Consider the following 24,822-nt stretch of genomic DNA (forward strand, 5'->3'; position numbering starts at 1 on the left):
CGTCGGGCGGCGGGCTGGCGGGTGGCGCGATTACTCGGCCGAACCCATCATCGTTTGCTGATAGTTCTGCAGGCCGACCTTGCCGATCAGGTCGATCTGCGTTTCGAGCCAGTCGATGTGCTCTTCGGTGTCGTCGAGAATCTTCTCGAAGATCTCGCGCGACACGTAGTCGCGCACCGATTCGCAGTAGGCGATCGCTTCCTTGCAGGTGGACTGCGAGATCTGCTCGAGCTTCAGGTCGCACTTCAGGATCTCTTCGGTTTCCTCGCCGACGAGCAGCTTGTGCAGGTCCTGCAGGTTCGGCAGGCCGTCGAGCATGAACACGCGCTCGATCAGCCAGTCGGCGTGTTTCATTTCGCCGATCGACTCGTCGTATTCGTGCTTGCCGAGTTTGTCGAGCCCCCAGTGCTTGTACATGCGCGCATGCAGGAAGTACTGGTTGATCGCCGTGAGTTCATTCTTCAGTTGGGCGTTCAGATATTCGATGACTTTCTTGTCGCCTTGCATGGCTGTTCCTTGTTCAGTGGGGCTTCAGAAACCGAACGATAATCGCTCGAACGAGAAAAGCCAAGCCTCGAAGCCTTGTCGGGCCTGCCTTTTGCGTGTAATGAGAATCAGCCTCGAACAACCGGCCGCACACAATAATGAGAATGAGAAGTAAAAAGGCCGGACTTCCGTCCGGCCTTTCGTTCGATCGCGCTTAAGCGGTGGCGACCGGGATCTTGCCGATCTTCGCCTGCCATTCCTTCGGACCCGTCTGGTGCACCGACGTGCCCGACGAATCGACGGCGACCGTCACCGGCATGTCCTGCACGTCGAACTCGTAGATCGCTTCCATGCCGAGGTCTTCGAACGCGAGCACCTTCGCGCCGCGGATCGCCTTCGACACGAGGTAGGCCGCGCCGCCGACCGCCATCAGGTAGGCTGCCTTGTGCTTCTTGATCGCGTCGATCGCGACCGGGCCGCGCTCGGCCTTGCCGACCATCGAGATCAGACCCGTCTGAGCGAGCATCGTCTCGGTGAACTTGTCCATGCGCGTGGCCGTCGTCGGGCCGGCCGGGCCGACCACTTCGTCGCGCACCGGATCGACCGGGCCGACGTAGTAGATCACGCGGTTCGTGAAGTCGACCGGCAGCTTCTCGCCCTTCGCGAGCATGTCGGCGATGCGCTTGTGCGCGGCGTCGCGGCCGGTGAGCATCTTGCCCGACAGCAGCAGCGTCTGGCCCGGCGTCCAGCTCGCGACTTCTTCCGGCGTCAGCGTGTTCAGGTCGACGCGCTTGCTGGTTTCGGTGTTCGGTTCCCACTGCACCTTCGGCCAGGCGTCGAGCGACGGCGCTTCGAGCTTGGCCGGGCCCGACCCGTCGAGCACGAAGTGCGCGTGGCGCGTGGCCGCGCAATTCGGAATCAGCGCGACCGGCTTCGAGGCCGCGTGCGTCGGCGCCGCCATGATCTTCACGTCGAGCACGGTCGCGAGGCCGCCGAGGCCCTGCGCGCCGATGCCGAGCGCGTTGACCTTCTCGTGCAGCTCGACGCGCAGCTCCTCCACCCAGTCTTTCGGGCCGCGCGCGATGATTTCCTGGATGTCGATCGGCTCCATCAGCGATTCCTTCGCCATCAGCATCGCCTTCTCGGCGGTGCCGCCGATGCCGATCCCGAGCATGCCGGGCGGGCACCAGCCGGCGCCCATCGTCGGAACCGTCTTCAGCACCCAGTCGACGATCGAGTCGGACGGGTTCAGCATCACGAACTTCGACTTGTTCTCGGAGCCGCCGCCCTTCGCCGCGACCTGCACGTCGACCTTGTCGCCCGGCACGATCTCGTAGTGGATCACGGCCGGCGTGTTGTCCTTCGTGTTCTTGCGGGCGCCTTCCGGCGGATTGACGATCGACGCGCGCAGCACGTTGTCCGGGTGCGTGTAACCGCGGCGCACGCCTTCGTTGATCATGTCGGTGAGGCCCATCGTCGCGCCGTCCCAGCGCACGTCCATGCCGACCTTCACGAAGATCGTCACGATGCCGGTGTCCTGGCAGATCGGACGCTTGCCTTCCGCGCACATGCGGCTGTTCGTGAGGATCTGCGCGATCGCGTCCTTCGCCGCCGGGCTCTCTTCCAGCTCGTACGCGCGGCCGAGGGCCTGGATGTAGTCGAGCGGATGGTAGTAGCTGATGTACTGCAGCGAATCCGCGATGCTCTGGATCAGGTCTTCCTGTTTGATGACGGTCATGGCTGAGACTCTGTGGGGACAGTGGGGAAGGGTTTGCCGACGGTTCAGGCCGCCGGTCGGGACGCCGCTGGCGCATGCGTCTCGTGGAAATGGGCCGGATGCGTGTGCGTCGTCAGGCGATCGACCCACGCCATCACGAGCGCCGACACGAGGAACGACACGTGGATGATCACCTGCCACATGATCGCGTGCGTCGTGTGCTGATCGGGGTTGATGAAGGTCTTCAGCAGGTGGATCGACGAAATGCTGATCAGCGCCATCGACAGCTTGACCTTCAGCACGCCCGCGTTCACGTGGTCGAGCCATTCGGGCTCGTCGGGATGGCCCTCGATGCCGAGCCGCGACACGAACGTTTCATACCCGCCGACGATCACCATGATCAGCAGGTTCGAGATCATCACGACGTCGATCAGGCCGAGCACCGCGAGCATCACGCTGATTTCGTCGAGGCCCGTCGCATGCGACAGCAGGTGCCAGACTTCCTTCAGGAACAGGAACACATAGATGGCCTGTGCGACGATCAGGCCGAGGTAAAGCGGAACCTGGAGCCAGCGGCTCATGAAAATCAGCGCGGGAAGCGGACGAAGCGGGCGACGGCCAGGATGACCGGGCGAATGCGGGGCGGACATGTCGGGGTACGGGCGCGGGGCGCAGGTATCGGGGGTAATCTTGAAAAGGCGCGCTATTGTAACGCGTCGGCCGGCGCGGCTGCAGCGACGCGCCGGCACTGCGAGGGACGGATCACGAAGCGGCGGCCGGCACGCTTTTCACACGCAGGCTCGCGAGCACGATGCCGGCGACGACGCACGCGAGCGCGATGCCGTGCGCGAGCGTCGGGCGCTCGCCGAGGAACGCGATGCCGTACGCGGCCGCGGCGATCGGCAGCACCGCGCTGAACACGCCGGCGAGGCTGCCCGGCACGTGCCGGATGCCCTTCATCCACAGCCAGAACGAGAAGATGCTCGCCGACAGCCCGTACCAGACGACGAGCGCCCAGGTGCCGGCCGGCACGCTCGCGTAATCGAAGCGCCACAGCGCTGTCGCGCCGAGCGGCAGCATCAGGAACAGGCCGAACAGGTGGGTGTAGGCGCAGATGTCGATCGGGGCGAGCGTTTGCGTGAGCCGGCGCGACAGGATCACGTAGATCGATTCGCAGCACACCGCGCCGAGGATCAGCAGGTTGCCGGCCAGCGAGCCGGACGCGTCGCCGTGCGCGCCATGCCCGGCCGCGCCGCCGTTGGCGAGGTTGATCGTCACGACGCCGACGATCGCGAGCGCGATCGACACGAGCGCACGGCCGTTCGGCTTTTCACGCAGGATCAGCCACGCGAACAGCGCGACGATCGCCGGGATCGTGCTCGTGATGACGCCCGCGGCCACCGCGCTCGTGCGCTGCACGCCGTTGAGCATCAGCAGCGTGAACATGAAGGTGCCGAAGAAGGCTTGCAGGAACAGGTTCAGCCATTCGCCGCGCTTGACCGCGCGCATTTTCACGGGCCTGAACAGCGGCCACAGCACGGCGATCGCGATCACGAAGCGCAGCGTGGCGAGGATGGCGACGGGGACGAATGCAACGATGGATTTACCGATACCGACGTTGCTGCCGACGAACAGCATCGACAGGATGAGGAAGAGGGCGTAGCGATTCAAGCTGGAATCCGGAAGGCGAGTTCAGTTAGGATTGTAGGGTCGCGGTTGTAACGGCGTAAAGCTGACTCGATGCGCCGCCCCGCGCACGAAACGGCCAGGCCGCGTAAGTGACGGGTAAGTTGGAGCGCTTATCGTGGACACTGCCGGGCCGCAGGTCGCGTTCGCGTGATGTGGTGCGGTGCAGCATCGTGCGCAGGCCGTCGCGGCCGCGTGCGGGTGGGTGGGAGACAGCGGCGCGCGAGCGCCGGCCAAGACGCGCGGCGTGCACGATCGCGCCGCCATGCAGAGGATTCATGTTCACCAAGGGGTAGTCGATGTCTGCGATTGAATCGGTTCTTCACGAAACCCGTCAGTTCGCGCCGCCCGCGGCGCTCGAGAAGACGGCGACCATTTCCGGCATGTCGGCCTATCGCGCGCTCGTCGCCGAGGCCGAGCAGGATTACGAAGGCTTCTGGGCGCGCCTCGCGCGCGAGGGCCTCGCGTGGCACAAGCCGTTCACCAAGGTGCTCGACGAGAGCAACGCGCCGTTCTACACGTGGTTCGAGGACGGCGAGCTGAACGCGTCGTACAACTGTCTCGACCGCCACGTCGAAGCCGGCAACGGCGAGCGCGTCGCGGTGATCTTCGAGGCCGACGACGGCACCGTCACCCGCGTCACCTATGCCGACTTGCTCGCACGCGTGTCGCGCTTCGCGAATGCGCTGAAGAAACGCGGCATTGCCAAGGGCGATCGCGTCGTCATCTACATGCCGATGTCGATCGAAGGCATCGTCGCGATGCAGGCCTGCGCGCGCATCGGCGCGACGCACTCGGTCGTGTTCGGCGGCTTCTCCGCGAAATCGCTGAACGAGCGGCTCGTCGACGTCGGCGCGGTCGCGCTCGTCACCGCCGACGAGCAGGCGCGCGGCGGCAAGACGCTGCCGCTCAAGAGCATCGCCGACGAGGCGATCGCGATGGGCGGCTGCGAGGCGGTCAAGAGCGTGATCGTCTATCGCCGCACCGGCGGCAAGATCGACTGGCATGCCGAGCGCGACCTGTGGATGCACGAACTCGTCGACGGCGAATCCGAGCGCTGCGAGCCGACCTGGGTCGGCGCCGAGCATCCGCTGTTCATCCTGTATACGTCGGGCTCGACCGGCAAGCCGAAGGGCGTGCAGCACAGCACGGGCGGCTACTTGCTGTGGGCCGCGCAGACGATGAAGTGGACCTTCGACTGGAAGCCCACGGACGTGTTCTGGTGCACGGCCGACATCGGCTGGGTCACGGGCCATACGTACATCACCTACGGGCCGCTCGCGTGCGGCGGCACGCAGGTCGTGTTCGAAGGCGTGCCGACTTATCCGGACGCCGGCCGTTTCTGGAAGATGATCGGCGATCACAAGGTCACGGTGTTCTACACCGCGCCGACCGCGATCCGCTCGCTGATCAAGGCGGCCGAAGCCGACGACAAGGTTCACCCGAAGAGCTATGACCTGTCGAGCCTGCGCATCATCGGCACGGTGGGCGAGCCGATCAATCCGGAAGCGTGGATGTGGTACCACAAGCACGTCGGCCACGAGCGCTGCCCGATCGTCGATACGTGGTGGCAGACCGAAACCGGCGGCCACATGATTACGCCGCTGCCGGGCGCGACGCCGACCGTGCCGGGCTCATGCACGCTGCCGCTGCCGGGCATCACGGCCGCGGTGGTCGACGAGACGGGCCAGGACGTGCCGAACGGGCAAGGCGGGATTCTCGTCGTCAAGCGCCCGTGGCCGGCGATGATCCGCACGATCTGGGGCGACCCGGAGCGTTTCAGGAAGAGCTATTACCCGGAAGAACTCGGCGGCACGCTCTATCTCGCCGGCGACGGCACCGTGCGCGACAAGGAGACCGGCTACTTCACGATCATGGGCCGGATCGACGACGTGCTGAACGTGTCGGGCCACCGGCTGGGCACGATGGAGATCGAATCGGCGCTGGTGTCGCACGAGCTGGTGGCCGAGGCGGCGGTGGTCGGCCGTCCGGACGACACGACGGGCGAGGCGGTCGTGGCGTTCGTCGTGCTGAAGCGTTCGCGCCCGGAAGGCGACGAAGCCGCGGCGCTCGCGAAGGCGCTGCGCGACTGGGTCGGCAAACAGATCGGGCCGATCGCGAAGCCGAAGGACATCCGCTTCGGCGACAACCTGCCGAAGACGCGCTCGGGCAAGATCATGCGGCGCCTGTTGCGTTCGCTCGCGAAGGGCGAGGCGATCACGCAGGACACGTCCACGCTCGAGAATCCGGCCATCCTCGAGCAGCTCACCGAAGTGCGTTGAGCACACGGTTGCGCGTCATGCGCGCGAGCCCCTGCGCGGCAATCCCGATTGCCCGCGCAGGGGCTTTTTGCTACATAACGGCATGACCGTTCCGACCCGTTCGGCGCCTGCTGCGCCACCCCCCGTTCCCGCGCCGCTCGCGCGTGCGCACGCACGCTACTGGCGCTTCAACGTCGCGCTGATCGCGGTGCTGATGGTGATCGGCTTCGCGGTGTCGTTCATCGTGCCGTTTTTCGGGCCTGCGCTCGCCGGCGTTCGCTTCGCCGGTTTCAGCCTGCCGTTCTATGTCGGCGCACAGGGCGCGATTCTCGTCTACCTCGTGCTGATCGTCGTCTACATCGGGCTGATGCAACGCGCGGACCGTACGCTGCGCCGCGCGTACGACGAGCATGCGGCACGCGCCGGCCCTGCGAGCGGCGGGCGCTGATTCATGCTGACGCATCGACTGATACGCGCGTACGCGCTCTACACGCTCGGGTTTCTCGGGTTCGTGCTGCTGATGTGGCGGATCGAGCGCGCGACGGGCTCGGGCGTCTGGATCGGCTACGTGTTTCTGTTCGTGCCGATCGCCGTGTATGCGGTGATCGGGTTGTTGTCGCGCACGTCCGATCTCGTCGAGTACTACGTGGCCGGGCGGCGCGTGCCGTCCGCGTTCAACGGGATGGCGACGGCGGCCGACTGGCTCTCGGCCGCGTCTTTCATCGGCCTGGCCGGCTCGCTCTACGCGACCGGTTACGACGCGCTCGCGTACGTGATGGGCTGGACGGGCGGGTTCTGCCTCGTCGCGTTCCTGCTCGCGCCGTATGTGCGCAAGCTCGCGCGCTACACGATTCCCGATTTTCTCGGCACGCGCTTTTCGAGTACGGCCGTGCGCGCGCTCGCCGCCGGCGCGGCGATCCTGTGTTCGTTCGTGTACCTGGTCGCGCAGATCCAGGGGATCGGCCTGATCGCGACGCGCTTCATCGGCGTCGATTTCGCGATCGGCATCTTCTGCGGGCTCGCGGGCATTCTCGTGTGCTCGTTTCTCGGCGGGATGCGGGCGGTCACGTGGACGCAGGTCGCGCAGTACATCATCCTGATCAGCGCGATCCTGATTCCGGTGTCGCTGATCGCGCTGAAGAATGGCCTCGGGCCCGTGCCGCAGTTCAATTACGGCAAGCTGATGGAGCGTGTCGCGGCGCGCGAGGCGCAGGTGCGCGACGCGCGCGACGAGCAGCAGGTGCGGGATGCGTACCGCCGGCAAGCCGCGGATATCCAGACGCGGCTCGACCGGTTGCCGGCGTCCCATGCGGACGCGCGCCGGCATCTCGTCGACCGGCTTGCCGACCTGCGGCGCCACAACGGGCCGCTGCGCGAGATCAGCCAGCTCGAGCGCGAGCTGGCCGATTTCCCGCGCGATCCGGCGGCGGCGCGCGTGGCGTGGACACAGGCGCGTGACGACCTGCTCGCGCGTGCCGAGCCGCCCGTGCCGATGCACGAGCCGTTTCCGGCCGCGAGCGAAGACGAACGCAAGCCGCGCGAGCGGAATTTCCTCGCGCTGCTGCTGTGCCTGTCGCTCGGCACCGCGAGCCTGCCGCACATCCTGACGCGCTACAACACGACCACGTCGGTCGCGTCCGCACGGCGTTCCGTCGGCTGGACGCTGTTCTTCATCGCGCTGTTCTACCTGAGCGTGCCGGTGCTCGCGGTGCTGATCAAGTACGAGATCCTCGCGAATCTCGTCGGGCGGCCGTTCGCCGAATTGCCGGCGTGGGTCACGCAATGGCATCACTTCGAACCCGACCTGATCAGCGTCGTCGAGATGATTCGCGACGGCATCGTGCACTGGTCGGAAATCCAGATGCAGCCGGACATGGTCGTCCTGGCCGCGCCGGAGATCGCGGGGCTGCCGTACGTGGTGTCGGGGTTGATCGCGGCCGGTGCGCTGGCCGCGGCGTTGTCGACCGCGGACGGGCTGCTGCTGACGATCGCGAACGCGCTGTCGCACGACGTCTATTACTGCATGGTCGCGCCCGATGCGACGAGCCAGCGGCGCGTGACGATCTCGAAGGTGCTGCTGCTGGGGGTGGCGCTGTTCGCGTCGTATGTCGCGTCGCTCAATACCGGGAAGATCCTGTTTCTCGTCGGCGCCGCGTTTTCGCTGGCGGCGTCGAGCTTCTTTCCGGTGCTGGTGCTGGGCGTGTTCTGGAAGCGCACGACGACGCGCGGCGCGATTGCCGGGATGGTGACGGGGTTGGCGGTCTGCGTGTACTACATCGTGTCGACTTATCCGTTCTTCACGCAACTGACCGGATTCGCCGGGCGCGCGTGGTTCGGGATCGAGCCGATCAGCTCGGGCGTGTTCGGCGTGCCGGCGGGGTTCGCGGTGGCGATCGCGGTGAGTCTGTGCGACAAGCGGCCGGATGAATATACGCGGGCGCTGGTGGATTACATTCGGCATCCGTGAGGATGCAAGGCGGCCGTAGCGCGTATCGACGTGCAAAATGAAACGCCCCCTCGGACTTCTCGGGAAATCGGGGGCCTCATGCTTTCTGGCGAGGAGAGGGGATTCGCCCAAACAAGCGCGGGCTGCGGATTCGCTCGCGAGCGAATCCCATCGAATCCCCGCGCAAGCCGAACCATCGGCCTGCTTTTCTCCGGAAACGAAAATGCCCGCTGGCGCGGGCATTGAATACTGGCGGAGAGAGGGGGATTCGAACCCCCGATAGGCGATTAACCTATACACGCTTTCCAGGCGTGCGACTTAAACCACTCATCCATCTCTCCGGAAGACCGAGAGTATAGCAAACTCTGGCGGCTGCCCGCCACTCCCTTCGGCGCCCGTCAGAAATCCGTCGTCACCGACAGCCACACCGAGCGCGGGTCGCCCTGCGTCAGATATCCGCCGATCGTCGACGACCAGTACGACTTGTTCGCGACGTTGCGCACGGTCGCGCGGAACGTCGTCTTCTTGCCGAACACGTCCGTCGCGTAACGCGCGCCGAGATCGACGCGGTCCCACGCCTGAATCGACATCGTGTTCGCGACGTCCAGGTACTGCGGCCCCGTGTGGATCCAGCGCGCGGTCAGCGTGAGCCCGTTCAGCATCGGCACGTCGTATTCGGCGCCCGCGTTGAGCAGGAACGACGGCACGCCGATCGGCCGGTGGCCGTCGTTCGCGCCGCCCGCCGTGTTCCGCAGCGTCGCGTCGAGATACGTCGCGCCCGCGATCAGCCGCACGCCTTTCCACGGCTCGCCGTACACGGCCGTCTCGATGCCGCGGTGCCGCTGGGTGCCGTCGGCGCCGAACAGGTTCGTCGCCGGATCGGTATATGCCATCGGCTTCTCGATCTGGAACAGCGCAAGCGACGCGCCGTACTTGTCGGTGTCGTAGCGGACGCCGGCTTCATATTGCTTGGATCGGTACGGCGACAGCGCCTGGCCCGCGTTGCGTGCGGTGTTCGGCGCGATCTCGCCCTGTGCGAGCGCTTCGCTGCGGTTCGCGAAGATCGACACGTTGCGCCACGGCTTCACCACGAGACCGAACACCGGCGTCGTGATCGCGTCGCTGTAGGCGGTGGCGATCGCGCCCGTGTAGTCGAAGTTGTCGACCGAGATCGACTGGCGCCGCGCGCCGATCGTGAACAGCACGCGGTCGTCGAGGAAGCCGAGCGTATCGGATACCGCGAGGCTGCGCAGCCAAGTCTTCGTGATGGTACCCGGATCGTTCATGTCGCCGCCTGCATAGGCGGTTGGCGGGGACGCGAGCGGCGCCGGATCGTAGAGCGTCGTCGGGAACGCGTTCGACATCGTGTACGCGGACTGGCTGTCGATGCGGATGAACGACGCGCCGGCCGTCACGAAGTGCGACACGGGGCCGGTCGTGAAGCGGCCGCGCACGCCGGCTTCGGCCGACTGCGCATCTTCCTTGTGCGGCACGCTCAGGCGCGAGCCGGTCGTGCCGGACGACGAGTAAGTCGGCGTGTAGTAGTCGCCGTGCTCGTTCGTATGGCGTGCGCCGGCGGATACGTAGGCCGTCCACGCGGGCAGGAAGTCATACTCGGCGCGCACGATGCCGACCGTGTCCTCGAGTTCGCTGAAGCTCCACGGCTGCGCATAGTTGTGCGTCGCGGACGGCACGGCGGGCAACTGATTGCCGCTGACGAGCACGACCGGGCGACCGTTGTCGATCCGCTGCCGCTGATACAGGAAGTCGCCGGACAGGCGCAGCTTGTCGCCGCGCCAGTCGAGCGACACCGCCGTCACGTTGCTGCGGCGGCGCTCGTCGTCGACGGCGGTGTCGCCGCCGCTGATCGACTGGTTCACGCGCACGCCGAACTGGCCTTCGCTGCCGAAGCGGCGGCCGATGTCGACATGCGTGCCGAGCGAGCCGGACGTGGCGCCGTCGACGGTGACGCGCGTGAGCGGCTTGTCGTCCGCGCGCTTCAGTTGCAGGTTCACACCGCCGCCGACCGCCGAGCCGTTCGGCGATGCACCGTTCAGGAACGCATTCGCGCCCTTGAACACGTCGACACGCTCGACCGCATCGGTCTGGACGAGCTGCCGCGGCGTGACGCCGTACAGGCCGTTCAGCGACACGTCGTCGCCGGCGAGCTCGAAACCGCGGATGACGAAGACCTGCGAGAAGTTGCCGTAGCCGGAGGCGCTGCGCACGGCCGGATCGTTGTCGAGCACGTCGGCAAGCGTGCGCGCCTGCTGGTCCTCGATCAGTTTCGACGTGTAGGTGGTCATGCTGAACGGCACGTCGCTCACCTTTTGCCGGCCGAGCACGCCGAAATCCGCGCCGCGCGCGACCTGGCCGCCGGCGTAGGTCGGCGCGAGGTCGCCGGGCAGCGGCTCGGCCGCGCCGGTTACGTTGATCGACGGCAGCATGGCGGAGTCGGGTGCTGCGTTGGCGGCGGAAGTGGCCTGTTGGGCCCGGGCCGCGGCCGGGAAAGTGCAGGCGAGCGCAATGCCGAAGGCAATCGGCGTGAGACGCCGGACGGGTAACGAACGTGTCGACATGGGACGCAAATCGGGTGTGGTCGGTGATCCATCCCGGGGCGGCGAGTCGGAATCCGGGCGGCGTGACGCGTCCGTACTGTCGCGGACGTGTTTTTCTATCGAGCGGCGGAGTCTAGCGTAAACGAGAATCATTGTCGTTTACGGAAAGATCAGTCCACTATTTGAGATAACCGGGTGCCGTTCACCGGCGACGGTGCTCAACCGCCCGGCGGATGTCGGGATGGACATGCGATCATGCAAAGCCCGTATTCGTCGTAACAAACCGTCCGTATCGGTGGTCCGTCGGGCCGATCGTGTCGATGCCGTCCGCACCGCTCTCTTCAAAAGGAACGCCACGCCATGTCGCTCTCCGCCTTGCTCGCCTTTGCGCTGATTCTGTCCGTCGGTGTCGCGACGCCCGGCCCGACGGTGTTGCTCGCGATGAGCAACGGTTCGCGCTACGGATTGCGTCACGCGATGGTCGGCATGCTCGGCGCCGTCACCGCCGACGTCGTACTCGTCGCGCTGGTCGGGTTCGGCCTCGGCGTGTTGCTCGACGCGTCGGAAACGGCGTTCGTGACGCTGAAGCTGCTCGGTGCGGCGTGGCTCGCGTATGTCGGCATCCGGATGCTGATGTCGAGCCGCGGGGCCGCGGCTGCACAGCCTTGCGTGCCCGCGACGCCCGATCGCCGGGGCGCTTTTTTGAAGAGCTTCTTCGTCGCGATGAGCAATCCGAAGTACTACCTGTTCATGTCCGCGCTGCTGCCGCAGTTCGTCGACCGGTCGCATGCGATCGCGCCGCAGTACGCGATTCTCGCGGCGACGATCGTCGCCATCGACGCAATCGGGATGACCGGTTACGCGCTGCTGGGCGTGCATTCGGTTCGCGTATGGAAGGCGGCCGGGGAGAAGTGGCTGAACCGGATCAGCGGATCGCTGCTGCTGATGCTCGCGGGGTACGTTGCGCTGTATCGCAAGGCCGTGCATTGACGCGGTGATGGAGCGGGGAAGCGGCGTAGCGTCGTGCCATCAGGACGAGTGACGTGGGCCGGCGATCGGTATTTCGGCGCGACGTTGGTCGGTATCGACAGGCGAGGCGGGTACACGATTCGTCACTTGGCGATGCCGTTCGTTCGGCGCGTAATGGGGATGCGGGCACGGACGGGAATGAGACCGGAGCGACGATCGAGGGGCACGGGACGGGACCGGCCCGTTTCGAAAGAATGTGAAGGGTTGAGCCCGTTGTGGGCTTCGCAAAAAAGATTCTAAATCCTGTCAAAAAGCCGTCACCAATCTGACAAATTTGCTATGCTCGCCGAAAATCAGACGGGCGGCACTCCCAGGGCGGACCAGCGGGCGTGATTGCTCGCCGAACAACGAAGTCAAACAAAATCCTGAGAGTCACGCTGTGAATACAGCCGAATTGCTACGCACGTTTGCGTCGGGGGTGGTCGATCAGAACAATCGGCCGGTTCGCATGAACTGGGGGCCCGCCCAGAAAACGCTCGAGCAAGTGCTTGCGCTCCAGTATGCCGATATCCGCGAAGGGTTGATGACCGGTATCGAGGGGCATTTGACCTGCGTGTCGGCACGGGCCGATCTGCCGATCCGCAGCTTCATCGGGCTGCCAGTCTCCGTCGAGATGACGACCGATCGTGGGCGTCTCCATACCATCAACGGTATTGTCACCGACGTTCGCACCGGACAATCGGACGGTTCACTGACCTGCTACCAACTGACGATTCGCGACGTGCTGTCCGTGATGGAGCGGCGGACCAATTCACGGTTGTTCCGGTCCAAGAGCCTGCCCGACATCCTGGGTGTGCTGCTTCAGGAATGGCGCCAGCGCAGCTCGGCGCTCGCGGGCGCATTCGAGTTCGACCTGTCCGGTCTGCAAGCCGAGCGTTATCCCGCGCGTGAACTCACGAGGCAGGTCAACGAGTCGGATGCGCATTTCATCCGGCGGCTGTTGCGACGGGAGGGGGCGACCGTCTTCGTCAAGGCGGGCAAGGCCGGCGAACGGGCGAGCGGCAATGCGCACGACACGCCGGTTCATACGCTCGTCTTTGCCGACGACTCGATGAAGTTGCCGCAGACGGCCGCCGGCACCGTCCGCTACCATCGCGACGCCGCCACCGAAGAGCGCGACTCGATCACGCTGTGGGCGACGAGCCGCCGATTGATCCCGGGCAAGATCGTTCGGCCGACGTGGGACTACAAGAGCGGCCGGATGTCGCAAACCGAGCAGGCGACGATCATCGATCAGGGCGACGGCGGCAACGACCTCGGGCATTTGCTGGCCGACGTCGTCATCGATATCCCGCATGCCGGGGATTCGTCGTCCGATCTCGACCGGATCGGCAAGGACCGGATGCTGGCGCATGAACTGCGCGCCGAATCCGTCGACGGCGTGAGCAATGTGCGCGATCTGGCCGTCGGTCACTGGTTTGCGCTCGCGGAGCATCCGCAACTCGACATGTTGCAGGCCGAACAGCGACAGTTCGTCGTCACGTCGCTTCATCATTGCGTGCGGAACAACCTGCCGAAGGAACTGAACGAGCGCGCGCAATCGCTGTTCGCGGCAAGCCGCGTGCTGTTCAACGCAGTGCCGACCGACGTGAGCGGCAAGCCGGGCGACGAAAACGACAGGCGCTACGAGAACACGTTCTCGTGCGTGCGCCGCGGCGTGCCGCTGACGCCGGCCTACGATCCCCACGTCGATCTGCCGCCCGTGCATCCGATGACGGCGGTCGTCGTCGGGCCGCAGGGCGAGGAGGTGTTCTGCGATGAAATGGGCCGCATCCGTGTGCAGATCCAGGGACTGAGCCCGGACGATCATACGCACGCACAGGGTGCCGGCACGAGCGGTACGCCGTCCGACAGTGCGCCGGTACGCGTCGCGTGCGCGCTCGCCGGGCCGAGTTTCGGTGCGAATACATTGCCGCGCGTCGGGATGGAAGTGCTGATCGGTCACATCGGCGGCGATCCGGACCGGCTCGTCGTGATGGGTGTACTGGCCAACGGGCCGAACATGCCGGCGACCTTCAGCCATACCGGCGCGCTGCCGGGCAACCGCTATCTTTCCGGCACGAAGACGAAGGAGATCAAGGGGCAGCGGTACAACCAGATCCGCTTCGACGATACGCCCGGGCAGATCAGCAGCCAGCTGGCAAGCGAGCATGCGTACAGTCAGCTGAACCTCGGCTATCTGACGCAGCCGCGCGACAACGGGCAGGGGGCGGCGCGCGGCGAGGGCGCCGAATTGCGCAGCGATGCGCACGTGGCGATTCGCAGCGGCAAGGCGATGCTGATTTCGGCCTGGGAGCGGCTTCGCGCGAGCGACGGCCACCTCGCTCGGGACGAGTATCTGCAACTGATGCAGGAGTGCGTCGAGCTGTTCAAGAGTCTCGGCGACTACGCGGGCCAGCATCAGGGCGTGGCGCCCGATACGCAACCGCACGATGCGCTCATGACCACGGTGAAAGGCTGGCCGAATGGCGAGGCGTCCGGCGGCGGTGAGTCGTCAGGCGCGTCGATGGCGGCCATCGGCATCACCGCGCCGGCCGGCATCAGCATGGCGACGCCGAAGACCGTGACGACCCACGCGGGCGGTAACGTCGATGTCGTTGCGCAGAACCATCTTCAGTACACGAGCGGGCAGCGGATCAACCTGCAGGCCGGGCATGGCGTCGCGATGTTCGCGCACAGCGACGGCGTGTCGGCGATCGCCAACCAGGGAAAGGTGGCGCTGCAGAGCCAGAACGACGACACGCAGATCGATTCGGCGAAGAACATCCAGATGACGGCGGGCGGCGGCAAGCTCGCGGGTATGGCCAGCGAGCAGGTCGTGTTCGTGACGTCGGGCGGCGCGTATCTGAAGCTGCAGGGCGGGGATATCGAGCTCGGGTGTCCGGGGAGTTTCACCGTCAAGTCGGCGTCGCATACGTGGGCCGGGCCGGCGAGCATGAGCGCCGATTTTCCGAAGTTCGACCAGGGCTCGCTGGGGCGGGTGCCGAAGCTGGTCCGGGCCACCGATGGGCAGCCGGTCGAGGGCATGGAAGCCGAGGTGCGAAAGGCGTCGGGCGAATTGATCAAGGGGAAGACCGACGCGCAGGGCAAGCTGGCGCCAGTCAGCAGCGATCAGTTCGAACAATTGGCGGTTCGCTTCTTCAAGTCTAGAACCTGAGTTGAGTCTTCAAGAAAAACAACATGTCGAACTACAACTTTGCGCAGAACCCGGGCGGGCAACCGTCGACGGACGACCCGTCGCAGACTCCGGTGGGCGGTGGACTGGGGACGACGCTGTTCAACCGCAACGACCTCGAGTGCGTGATGCAGATGCCGTTGCCGGGCGTCGTCATTTTCGTGCACGGGGTGAATTCGGAAGGGGAATGGTTCAAGGAGGCCGAGAAGGGGTTGTGTGCCGGATTGAACCGGCGCATGGGGCGTTATGACGATCAGCTGTTCCATTGGGGGCCGGTGGCCGGGCAGATGACGCCGGTCAGCTATATCGAAAGCCTGACGCCAGACGGTTTCCTGAATCCGGACATGTCGTCGCGGACGTACATTAAGCCCGATCCGTCTTTTTCGCCCGTCATTCATTTCCGGTGGGGCTATTCGGCCAACACCGAGGAGCTGAAGAAGTATGGCGACAAGATCATGCTCAACGAGAAGAATTACTGGGGCGGTGGTCCGTTCGCGGGCGGGTGTACGAGTTTGCCGGATCTGTGGAACGACGGGTTGAACGATCGGCTTTTTCTGTGGCTGACCGTCCAGCACATGAACGGCATCGGCAATCGAAAAATCTACTCCACGCCACCGCGCACTTACGGTGTGCTTGGCGCACTGCGGCTGGCACGCCTGGTCGAATCGATCCGCAAGCGACAGGCCGACGCGCCGATCACGATCGTGTGCCACAGCCAGGGAAACATGATCGGTCTCGCCGCAGCGTTCCTCGGTGACCGGTTGCCCGAGGTGACGGATCAGTGGGGCAAGAAAGGGCGCTGCGTGGCCGACACCTATGTGCTCGCCAATCCCCCGTACAGTCTCGTCGAAGCCAACATGACCGACTCGTGGGCCCAGCGCGGGGTGCGCGACAAGAACGGGCGCGTGGGGCGCGAGACCTATGTCGCGCGCAAGGAAACGCTGAGAGAGTACTTCGATATCCTGCGTGCGCGGGCCGAGCTCGAGATGCCTGCGGAGGATCTCGATCGGGCGATGGAAAACGCGAGACCGTCGAAGAACGGGGGCAAACCGTATAGCGCAGCCGAGGACCGAGAGGCGCATGGGCTGTACCAGAAGAACACCTACGGGAGAGTGACGCTGTACTGTTGCCCGCACGATCAGGTCATTTCCGCCTTGACCGTTCAGGGAATCGGCTGGCGCGGGATGAGTATCGATGAAATCAATTCGACGAACGGGTGGGGTGTTTTTTCGCAACGCGTATTCGCGTCGAATTTCGAGGTGGGCGGAGAGAACAAGCTCTATCGGTATTGGCAGGACGACTGGCGCAAGGACAAGAACCAGAAGGAAGGTTTCTGGTATCCGCCATCACCGCCTGCGCGATATGGTCTTGGACGAGGTATGCATTCCAATGAAGGGTTGTTCCCGAAGTTCATGACGCTGATAACGAGTCCCGCCCTCTATCTGTTTAATTTGACCGATATGAAGGTCAATGCCGATCCGCCAAAAGACTGGGAAATCCCGATCACGGCACCGATGCTCGATAAGGAGACTCGCTTCCTCCCGCAGGCGTTCCGTTATGGCAAACCATCGGGCGCTTGCGATGCGCAAGGGAAACCGATCAAGGAAGGGAGCTTCAACGAGAGTTACGACCCGCCGTCGGCTGCGCGTGACGCCAACAAGGAGAACAAGCGGGATGACGATCCGTACGACAACTTCGACGCGAAGTCGGAAAAATTCAAGACAGAGGGTGATGCGCTGAAGGCGCAGGGGGATACTGCATCCGAAGCTGCGCAGCGGTATGAAGATCATTCGATTCTTCGCATGGAAGCGCGCAGATCCGGAAATCGTCGCTGGGTCGACAAGGACGGAAATGTGGTCGGGGAGGACAATCCGGGGGCAGCGAGCGCTGACTATACCGAATGGCGGAACAACGAGATATTTCAGATTCTGAACGGCGGGGACAAGAATAACCCCACCAATCATTCGACCATCATGACCAACAAGGACCATGCTGAAAAGGCGTTGGCCTATGATGTGGCAATTGGGCTGTGTTATTTGACGGAGCTTGATTTCTGCAAACTGAGGATTGAGGCTGATTGGCGGTTTGTCGATGGATTGAATAAAGACAATCCGAGTCGGAAATTTTCAGAGTATTTTTCGTTTGGAAAGATGGATGGGAAATTTCTACAGGACTGGGTGAAGGACGATAAGGCCGCTGTAATGCCATCAAAAATACATGACGAGCGAGATGGGGGATTCTTCCTGAAGATGGGGGGTATTCTATGAGTACCATCATTGCCACATGGCCTCGTCGTGCGGGGTTGGCGTGCGTTGTGATGATTGCGAGCTCGTCAGTCTCGCTGGCCCTGTTGATCGCTGTGGGTGACGCGACTAACGGATTATCAAATTTGGGGGAGTTGATGAAGCGAATAGTGTTGCTGCCGGGCCTGCTGGCAATCGTGGCGTTTGCGTTGACGACAGTTCTGGCGACGCCGAAAGCTGTAGCCGCTTCGTCGGTTGACAAGGTGAACGCGGGCGCGACCGCGGAATCGCCAAGACCTTTTGTGGCGCAAGTAGTGGGTCTTGGGTGGATGAATCCACTGCAGCGACGAGACTATCCGACGGAGTGGCAACTGCTTTGGACGCTCGGCTTGGTCAAGCCAAATAGAAACGACGATATGGTTCGCACGAACCCGAAAAAGTACACGACGCTCCAGCCGATTTCCATTGTGGCAGATGGTCAGTGGGGGAGTGAATCGTTCGAGGGATTTTATGAAAAATATGTCGATAAATTGCTCGTTTTGTTTCGTACTCGATATGTAACAAATTCCGATTATTTTTATACCGTTAAATCAGACGATAAAAGAAATTGGCGTGAGTTGGCGGGTATTCGTGTTGAGCTCGCGATTCCGTCCGGGCGTCTGGACTCAGAGCACGCAAAGACGTATATGCGCGATAGAATGGTTAATGCGTATGAGATCGGCAACCCGTCTGCGAAAGATCTGTGGAGCCGCGATACGCCGCCCGATGTTCACGTGACATCGGGGCAGGGCAATGCCGGCTTCACGTCGCTGAACGCGGCACTGGATTATCTGGCCGCCCACCCGGACAAAAGCGCGTGGGTGATGAACTGGGACGCACCGAGTTTCCCGCCGAAGGACGAACAGATCAACGAGAACATGGTGGTGCTGTTCCTTGCCGGTCCGGACCTGAAGACCGAGCGTGAGCCGCTGGCATGGATCGGCAAGGCTGCTCGAGGCAACGTCAAGGATTTCGAGGCCAAGCAAGGCGCGAGCCGCGCGGTGCAGGCATGGAAGTCGACGATCGATGCGGCGGCAAGTAATGCAGGCGTGCCGGTGTCGTCGGTGAATTACATCGTGCACGATGCGGGCAAGGGCAGCGATGCTGCATCGACACGCATTGCGTCACTGTCGCAGACGCTGACGGAAGTACTGCCCGAATACGATTTCCGTACGCAGACCTTCAATACATCGGCGCTACTCGGTGACATGGGCGCCGGTGCGGCGCTGACCGATGTGGCGCTGGCGATCGGTCGCGCGAATCACCTCGGTGGAAATGTGCTCGTAGCCGGAACGACCGACGCGGAGCATCCGACGGCAGTCGTCGTCGTCGCACCTTCGAAGCTGACGCCGATCGACGCCGGCAAGGACTGGTTCCGCGCGCGCGGCGAGAACAACGCGTATTTGCCGTGGTGGGGGCGCCGTCACGACGCACGTCCGGCATCGCAAGGCTATTCGGAATAAGGAGCGCGCATGCGCGGCATCATTCGGGTCGGCGACGCAACGAGCCACGGCGGTCAGGTCGTGACCGGCAGTACGGTCAGCGAAGTGATGGGGCGGCCGGTCGCCCGGCTCGGTGACACGTGTGTCTGCCCGATCGCGGGCCATCAGGCCTGCTTTATCGCCGAAGGCGATCCGCAGGTCATCGTCGACGGGAAACCGGCGGCATTCGATGGTCACAAGACATCGTGCGGTGCAACGCTGATTTCGAGTCTAGCGTCGTCCGGACGGGAATGAATTTGCGGACCGGCGCGCGGGTTGGCCGGTTCGATCGGGGTATTCATGCACTGCTTCACTCTTGCCAGACGTATCGGGTGCGTCTCGATCGTGATGGCGACGCTCTTGTCGTGCTCGCCATTGCGGGTTGAGACGCGCGCTGCATCGACGCAATCCGTCGAAGGTGCGTCTGCCGCGCCGTTTGTTGCTCAAGTTGTCGGGCTTGAATGGCTCAATCCGCTGCAGCGTCGTGACTATCCGACCGAGTGGCAATTGCTGTGGACGCTCGGGTTGGTGAAGCCGAATGCCAACGACGATATGGTGCGCACAAACCCCAAAAAATACTCGACCTTGCAGGCGGTTTCCATCGTCGCGGACGGGCAATGGGGGCGCGAGTCGTTCGTGGGTTTCTACAAGAAATATGTTCGCGAACTTCTCGTGTTGTTTCGGACGCGCTACGTGATGAACCCCGATTATTTTTACACCATCGGCGCGAAGTACAAACGTGAGTGGCGTGAACTGGCTGGGGTGCATGTCGAACTTGCACTTCCTGCCGGTCGGCTCGACCCGGTCGACGCCGGAGCATTCTTGCGCGACGAAATGGTAAACATGTATGAAATCGGCAACCCCTCCGCAAAAAATCTATGGAGCCGCGATACGCCGCCCGACGTGCACGTGACGTCGGGCCACGGAAATGCCGGCTTCACGTCGCTGAACGCCGCGCTGGGCTACCTGGCCGCGCATCCCGACAAAAGCGTGTGGGTGATGAACTGGGACTCGCCAAGTTTTCCCCCGTACGACGAACAGATCAATGAGAACATGGTGGTGCTGTTCCTCGCGGGCCCGGATCTAAAGACCGAGCGCGAACCGCTGGCATGGATCGGCAAGGCGGCGCAAGGCAGCGTTAAGGATCTCGACGCGAAGCAGAACGGGAGCCGCGCGGTGCCGGCATGGAAGTCGACGATCGATGCGGCGGCAGCCAATGCGGGCGTTACGGTCTCGTCGCTGAACTACGTTATCCACGATGCAGGCAAGGGCAGCGCTGCCGCTTCGGCAAGGGCCGCGTCCCTTTTGCAAGGGCTCGCGGAAGCCGTGCCGGAAAGCGACCTCCGCGGCGCGACCTTCAACACGTCGGCACTGCTCGGTGACATGGGGGCCGGCGCGGCGTTGACCGATGTGGCGCTCGCGATCGGCCGCGCAAATCATCTCGGCGGAAACGTGCTCGTGGCGGGCACGACCGACGCTGAGCGTCCGACGGCCGTGGTCGTCGTCGCGCCGTCGAAGCTGACGCCGATCGATCCCGACAAGGACTGGTTCCGCGCACGCGGAGAGAACAACGCGTACTTGCCGTGGTGGGGCCGCCGTCACGACGCGCGCCCGACGTCGCAAGGCTACTCGTACTAGGACGCGACACCCGCGTTAAGCAATCTGTAACAATCAGCGGAATAGCGAGAGGCCTATTCTTTCAAAAAGCTTCCCACTTCTCTTTGCCGATGTGCACGGGGAAATCCGGATTCGCGCTCCATCAAGGCACGGGTCCTGACATATCGGAGGCCGTATCGGAATTCCTATCGCATGTCTTACGAATCGTATGGCAATTGAAAGAATTGCCCGGCTTGACGCACCGCACCGTCCCCCTTTATTGTCCGTCTGCCGCCCGTGAGAGAGCACGACGGCAATCGCGCAAGCGCGCCTTGCGCGCACGACAACACGTAGCAAAAAGCAGAAAAGGAAACGTGGTAGCCACATGAAGCCGCTATTCGACGACAACAAATCCGATGCGGTCAGCGATCGTCCGTCCACCTCGTCTTCGTCACCCGTCGCCGTGCCGGCCGCCGTCGCCAACGTCGTCGTGCCGGCATCGGCAGCGTCACCGACGGAACATGCGCGCCTGATCACCGTCGACGAGATCGACCAGCTCGGCGCGACGCAGGGCACGCGCATCGCCGCCTTCTCCCAGCAAATTCTCGCGAGCGTCCGCGCGTCGGATGCCGACCAGTTCGGCGACAAGCTCAACGAGCTGATCGCGACCGCGAAGGGGCTCGACCCGCGCGGCGCCGACAAGGGCGGGCTGCTCACGCAGGTCACGCGGCTGTTCCGCTCGACCAAGGAGAAGCTGCTGTCGCAATACGAGTCGGTGAGCAAGCGGATGGACACGCTCGTCGTCGAGCTCGAAAACCATGCGCAGCGCCAGAAGGCCGGCATCGACGAGCTCGAGCGGATGTACAACGACAATTACGCGCTGCACCAGGCGCTCGCGCAGTCGAAGGCGCAAGGCGAAACGGCGCTCGCGGCGCTGCGCGCGCATCTCGCGGCCGGCCAGCAGCCGGCGGACGACGCATTCGCCGCGCAGCGCCTGCTCGACGTGAAGCGCAAGGTCGACGCACTCGAAAGCAAGCTCGACGACCTCGATCGCGCGATGCTGATGTCGAAGCAGCTCGCGCCGCAGATCCGGATGGAGCAGGACCAGAAACGCACGCTGACGTCGAAGTTCATGACGATCAAGACCGTGCTGATCCCCGCGTGGACCAACGCGTTCGCGCTCTATCTCGAGCAGCTCGGCACGAAGCGCGCGGCGGCGCTCGCGAACGCGACGTACGACGCGGCCGACGAGGCGATCCGCGCGCAGGCCGACCTGAATCGCCGGAACGCGCAGGAAGTCGCGAAGCTCGGCCAGCGTCCGGTGATCTCGACCGACACGTTCGAATACGCGCAGCAGCAGCTGTTCGGCGCGTTCGACGACATCACGCAGATCATCGCCGACGGCCGACGCCAGCGCGAGCAGGACGCGCCGCGCCTGCGCCAGCTCGAACAGGACCTGATCACCCGATTCGCTCCGAAGCACAACTAAGAGAACCGAGAGAACACTGCATGATTACGCTTGAGAAACGCGCGGCGAAGGTCGCGATCGTCCTCGAAAAACGTCAGATCCTGAAGCCGCCCGTCGTGCGTGTCGGCGCGGCGCTCGACATCTCGGGCTCCGCGAAGCCGCTGTACCAGTCGGGCGTGATCCAGGAGACGCACGACCGGATTCTCGGCATCGCCCTGAAGTTCGACGACAACGGCGAAGTCGACACGTGGACCTTCACCGAAGGCTACGACCGCCTGCCGACCGCGACGCCCGACAACTACGGCTCGTACATTTCCGACCATGTGCTCAACGCGCGGATCGACAAGTGGGGCGGCACGCAGTACGCGCCGGTGATGAACGACATCGTCGACTTCTTCTTCCGCGCGCCGGAGCCGAAGCGCGAGGAAAAGCGCGGCTTCCTGAGCCGGCTGTTCGGCGGTGCGGACGACACGTCCGCGCCGGCCGCTTCGGCGCCCGTGAACGGCCATCTGCCCGCGTGGGTGCTGTTCGTCACCGACGGCCAGAACCCGAAGAACGACCGCAAGCGCGTGCGCCAGTTGCTGGCCGAATCGCAGCATTTCCCGCTGTACTGGTCGCTCGTCGGCGTCGGCGATCCGAGCGAATTCGACTTCCTTGCGGAAGTCGCGGACGAAATGCCGAACGTCGGCTTCCTGCATCTCGAATCGCTCGACCTCAGCGATGAACAGATCTACGAACAACTGATCACGCAGGAATTCTGCGACTGGGTACGCGCGAAGTAAGCGCGTGCCGCCTGCCCATTTTTCTGAACTCGATTACCCCATCATGTTGAAAGACTTCAAGATCCCGTTGTCGCTCACGGCGCTCGCGCTGATCGCGGCCTATCTCCTCGGCGGCGTGAAGGACATGCTGATCGTCGCGGTCCTGTGCGTGCTCGAAATTTCGCTGTCGCTCGACAACGCGGTCGTCAACGCATCGGTGCTGAAGAATTGGTCGGAGAAGTGGCGCAACCGCTTCATGGTGTTCGGCCTCCCCGTCGCGGTGTTCGGCATGCGGCTCGTGTTCCCGCTGCTGATCGTCGCGGTGATCGGCCACATCGGCCTGTGGGATGCGCTGACGCTCGCGATCGAATCGCCGGACAAGTACGCGGCGGTGCTGACGTCCGCGCATCACGAGGTGTCGGCGTTCGGCGGCGCGTTCCTGCTGATGGTGTTCTTCAAGTTCATGCTCGATACCGAGAAGGACGAGCACTGGATCGGCTTCCTCGAAGGCCCGATGCGCCATCTCGGCCGCATCACCGCGCTGGAGGTGGCGCTGACGCTCGCGATTGTGATCGTCGCGTCGTTCTACGTGCCGGCGGCCGAGCAGGTGAGCTTCCTGCTCGCGGGCGCGTTCGGCGTGATCGGCTTCGTGATCGCGCACGGCGTGGGCGACCTGGTTGGCGGCGAGGACACGGGCACGCGCGTGGTGCGCGAAGGCGTCGCGGGTTTCATGTATCTGGAAGTGCTCGATTCGTCGTTCAGCTTCGACGGCGTGATCGGCGCGTTCGCGCTGTCGAACAACATCTTCCTGATCGCGCTCGGCCTCGGCGTCGGCGCGGCCTACATCCGGGAGATGACGCTCGTGCTGCTGAAGAAGGGCACGCTCGCGCAGTACCGCTTTCTCGAGCACGGCGCGTTCTGGGCGATCGGCGCGCTCGCGACGATCATGTTCCTGGGCGTGAAATTCGAGGTGCCGGAGGTCGTCACGGGCCTGATCGGCGCGGCGATGATCGCCGCGGCCGTGTGGTCGTCGATCGTCGTGCAGCGCAAGGAAGACCGCGCGGTGGTGGCGGGCAAGTAAGCGCGCGTCACGCGGCGCAAACAGCATCAACGAAGGGGCCGCCGCGGGCGGCCCGGCATCGCCGCCGGCGCAACGGCGGTTCCAGCACAAGAGGTTCAGATGATCAATTTGTCGAAAGGCGGTCGCGTCAACCTGTCGAAGGAAGCGCCCGGCACGCAGAAATTCCGCATCGGTCTCGGTTGGGACGCGAACGCGACGGACACGGGCACGGATTTCGATCTCGACGTGTCGGTGTTCCTGTGCAAGTACGACGCGCAGAACAATCCGAAACTGATCTCGGATCAGCATTTCGTGTTCTACAACAGCGAAGTGCGCACGATGGAGCGCAAGGAAACCTTCATCCAGCCGGGCGACGATTTCCCGAAGCGCGGAATGCCTTCGTCGAAGTGCCTGGGCGTCGTGCATAGCGGCGACAATCGCACGGGCAGCGGCGACGGCGACGACGAAGTGATCTTCATCGACATGACGAAGCTCGCGGCCGACGTCGAGGAAATCTCGGTGGTCGTGACGATCGACCAGGCCGAAGCGCGTCGCCAGAATTTCGGGCAGGTTCGCAACAGCTACATCCAGATCGCCGACGAGGTGTCGGGCGCGGTGATCGCGAAGTACGCGCTCGAGGAAGACTTCTCGATGGAGACGTCGGTGCAGGTCGGCAGCTTCTATCGTCGCGACGGCCACTTCATGTTCAAGGCGGTCGGCGCGGGCTATAACCGCGGCCTCGGCGATTTCGTCCGCGCGTACGGCGGCGCGGTCTGACTGGCGGCAGCCCGGCGCGCGGCGCCCCGCCGCGCCGGG

General features: G+C 64.1%; 18 protein-coding genes and 1 tRNA gene. 13 read left to right on the forward strand and 6 right to left on the reverse strand.

Annotated features, from left to right (window positions below; all coding sequences use genetic code 11):
• Nucleotides 1-30 precede the first annotated feature (30 nt).
• The 4 genes from bfr to WS89_RS13080 all read right to left on the reverse strand — a co-directional run bounded on the left by bfr (nt 31) and on the right by WS89_RS13080 (nt 3,874).
• Nucleotides 31-507, reverse strand: a complete 477-nt coding sequence (gene bfr, locus WS89_RS13065; RefSeq protein ID WP_006478315.1) for a bacterioferritin — start codon at nt 505-507, stop codon at nt 31-33.
• 193 nt (nt 508-700) lie between these two features.
• The gene (locus WS89_RS13070; RefSeq protein WP_006478316.1) at nt 701-2,224 is read right to left on the reverse strand and encodes a fumarate hydratase; all 1,524 of its coding nucleotides are present in this window, start codon (nt 2,222-2,224) and stop codon (nt 701-703) included.
• A gap of 44 nt (nt 2,225-2,268) precedes the next feature.
• Nucleotides 2,269-2,853, reverse strand: coding sequence for a TIGR00645 family protein (locus WS89_RS13075; protein WP_059791356.1), 585 nt, complete (start codon nt 2,851-2,853; stop codon nt 2,269-2,271).
• 112 nt (nt 2,854-2,965) lie between these two features.
• The gene (locus WS89_RS13080; protein WP_059504023.1) at nt 2,966-3,874 is read right to left on the reverse strand and encodes a DMT family transporter; all 909 of its coding nucleotides are present in this window, start codon (nt 3,872-3,874) and stop codon (nt 2,966-2,968) included.
• Between the two features lie 314 nt (nt 3,875-4,188).
• Here WS89_RS13080 and acs point away from each other — a divergent pair, with 314 nt between their 5' ends.
• The 3 genes from acs (at nt 4,189) to WS89_RS13095 (ending at nt 8,617) form a co-directional block, all read left to right on the forward strand.
• On the forward strand, nt 4,189-6,171 hold the full coding sequence (gene acs / locus WS89_RS13085) for an acetate--CoA ligase (RefSeq protein ID WP_059791358.1): 1,983 nt from the start codon (nt 4,189-4,191) through the stop codon (nt 6,169-6,171).
• 82 nt (nt 6,172-6,253) lie between these two features.
• Nucleotides 6,254-6,598: a DUF4212 domain-containing protein gene (locus WS89_RS13090; RefSeq protein ID WP_059504019.1), complete on the forward strand. Its 345-nt coding sequence runs from the start codon at nt 6,254-6,256 to the stop codon at nt 6,596-6,598.
• A gap of 3 nt (nt 6,599-6,601) precedes the next feature.
• Nucleotides 6,602-8,617 (forward strand): sodium:solute symporter family protein, encoded by a 2,016-nt coding sequence (locus WS89_RS13095; RefSeq protein ID WP_059791361.1) that lies wholly within the window; start codon nt 6,602-6,604, stop codon nt 8,615-8,617.
• A 229-nt stretch (nt 8,618-8,846) separates the two neighbouring features.
• Here the strand turns inward: WS89_RS13095 and WS89_RS13100 are convergent.
• A tRNA-Ser gene (locus WS89_RS13100) sits at nt 8,847-8,937 on the reverse strand.
• A gap of 57 nt (nt 8,938-8,994) precedes the next feature.
• Nucleotides 8,995-11,175: a TonB-dependent receptor gene (locus tag WS89_RS13105; protein WP_059791363.1), complete on the reverse strand. Its 2,181-nt coding sequence runs from the start codon at nt 11,173-11,175 to the stop codon at nt 8,995-8,997.
• Between the two features lie 339 nt (nt 11,176-11,514).
• Between WS89_RS13105 and WS89_RS13110 the strand changes: the two genes are divergently transcribed.
• The 10 genes from WS89_RS13110 to WS89_RS13155 all read left to right on the forward strand — a co-directional run bounded on the left by WS89_RS13110 (nt 11,515) and on the right by WS89_RS13155 (nt 24,783).
• Nucleotides 11,515-12,144 carry a LysE family translocator gene (locus tag WS89_RS13110; protein WP_059504014.1) on the forward strand — a complete coding sequence of 210 codons (630 nt, stop codon included), beginning with the start codon at nt 11,515-11,517 and terminating at the stop codon, nt 12,142-12,144.
• Between the two features lie 418 nt (nt 12,145-12,562).
• Complete coding sequence (locus tag WS89_RS13115) at nt 12,563-15,340, forward strand: type VI secretion system Vgr family protein (protein ID WP_059791365.1); 2,778 nt, start codon at nt 12,563-12,565, stop codon at nt 15,338-15,340.
• A gap of 23 nt (nt 15,341-15,363) precedes the next feature.
• Nucleotides 15,364-17,625 carry a T6SS effector phospholipase Tle3 domain-containing protein gene (locus tag WS89_RS13120; RefSeq protein WP_059791367.1) on the forward strand — a complete coding sequence of 754 codons (2,262 nt, stop codon included), beginning with the start codon at nt 15,364-15,366 and terminating at the stop codon, nt 17,623-17,625.
• The gene (locus tag WS89_RS13125) at nt 17,622-19,103 is read left to right on the forward strand and encodes a virulence factor (protein ID WP_156440549.1); all 1,482 of its coding nucleotides are present in this window, start codon (nt 17,622-17,624) and stop codon (nt 19,101-19,103) included. The genes WS89_RS13120 and WS89_RS13125 overlap by 4 nt, the downstream gene beginning before the upstream one ends.
• 9 nt (nt 19,104-19,112) lie before the next feature.
• The gene (locus WS89_RS13130) at nt 19,113-19,376 is read left to right on the forward strand and encodes a PAAR domain-containing protein (protein ID WP_059791369.1); all 264 of its coding nucleotides are present in this window, start codon (nt 19,113-19,115) and stop codon (nt 19,374-19,376) included.
• A 45-nt stretch (nt 19,377-19,421) separates the two neighbouring features.
• Entirely contained in the window at nt 19,422-20,759 is a 1,338-nt protein-coding gene (locus WS89_RS13135; RefSeq protein WP_059791408.1) for a hypothetical protein, read from the forward strand.
• A 343-nt stretch (nt 20,760-21,102) separates the two neighbouring features.
• Nucleotides 21,103-22,206, forward strand: a complete 1,104-nt coding sequence (locus WS89_RS13140; protein WP_059791371.1) for a toxic anion resistance protein — start codon at nt 21,103-21,105, stop codon at nt 22,204-22,206.
• Nucleotides 22,207-22,226: 20 nt separating this feature from the next.
• On the forward strand, nt 22,227-22,967 hold the full coding sequence (locus WS89_RS13145) for a VWA domain-containing protein (protein ID WP_059504010.1): 741 nt from the start codon (nt 22,227-22,229) through the stop codon (nt 22,965-22,967).
• A 43-nt stretch (nt 22,968-23,010) separates the two neighbouring features.
• A complete protein-coding gene (locus WS89_RS13150) occupies nt 23,011-24,027 on the forward strand; it encodes a DUF475 domain-containing protein (RefSeq protein WP_059791372.1) in 1,017 nt (338 codons plus the stop codon).
• Between the two features lie 99 nt (nt 24,028-24,126).
• Nucleotides 24,127-24,783 (forward strand): TerD family protein, encoded by a 657-nt coding sequence (locus WS89_RS13155; protein ID WP_059504005.1) that lies wholly within the window; start codon nt 24,127-24,129, stop codon nt 24,781-24,783.
• Nucleotides 24,784-24,822 lie beyond the last annotated feature (39 nt).

The organism is Burkholderia sp. MSMB1072 (assembly GCF_001524725.1).
In the GTDB taxonomy this organism is placed as follows: domain Bacteria; phylum Pseudomonadota; class Gammaproteobacteria; order Burkholderiales; family Burkholderiaceae; genus Burkholderia.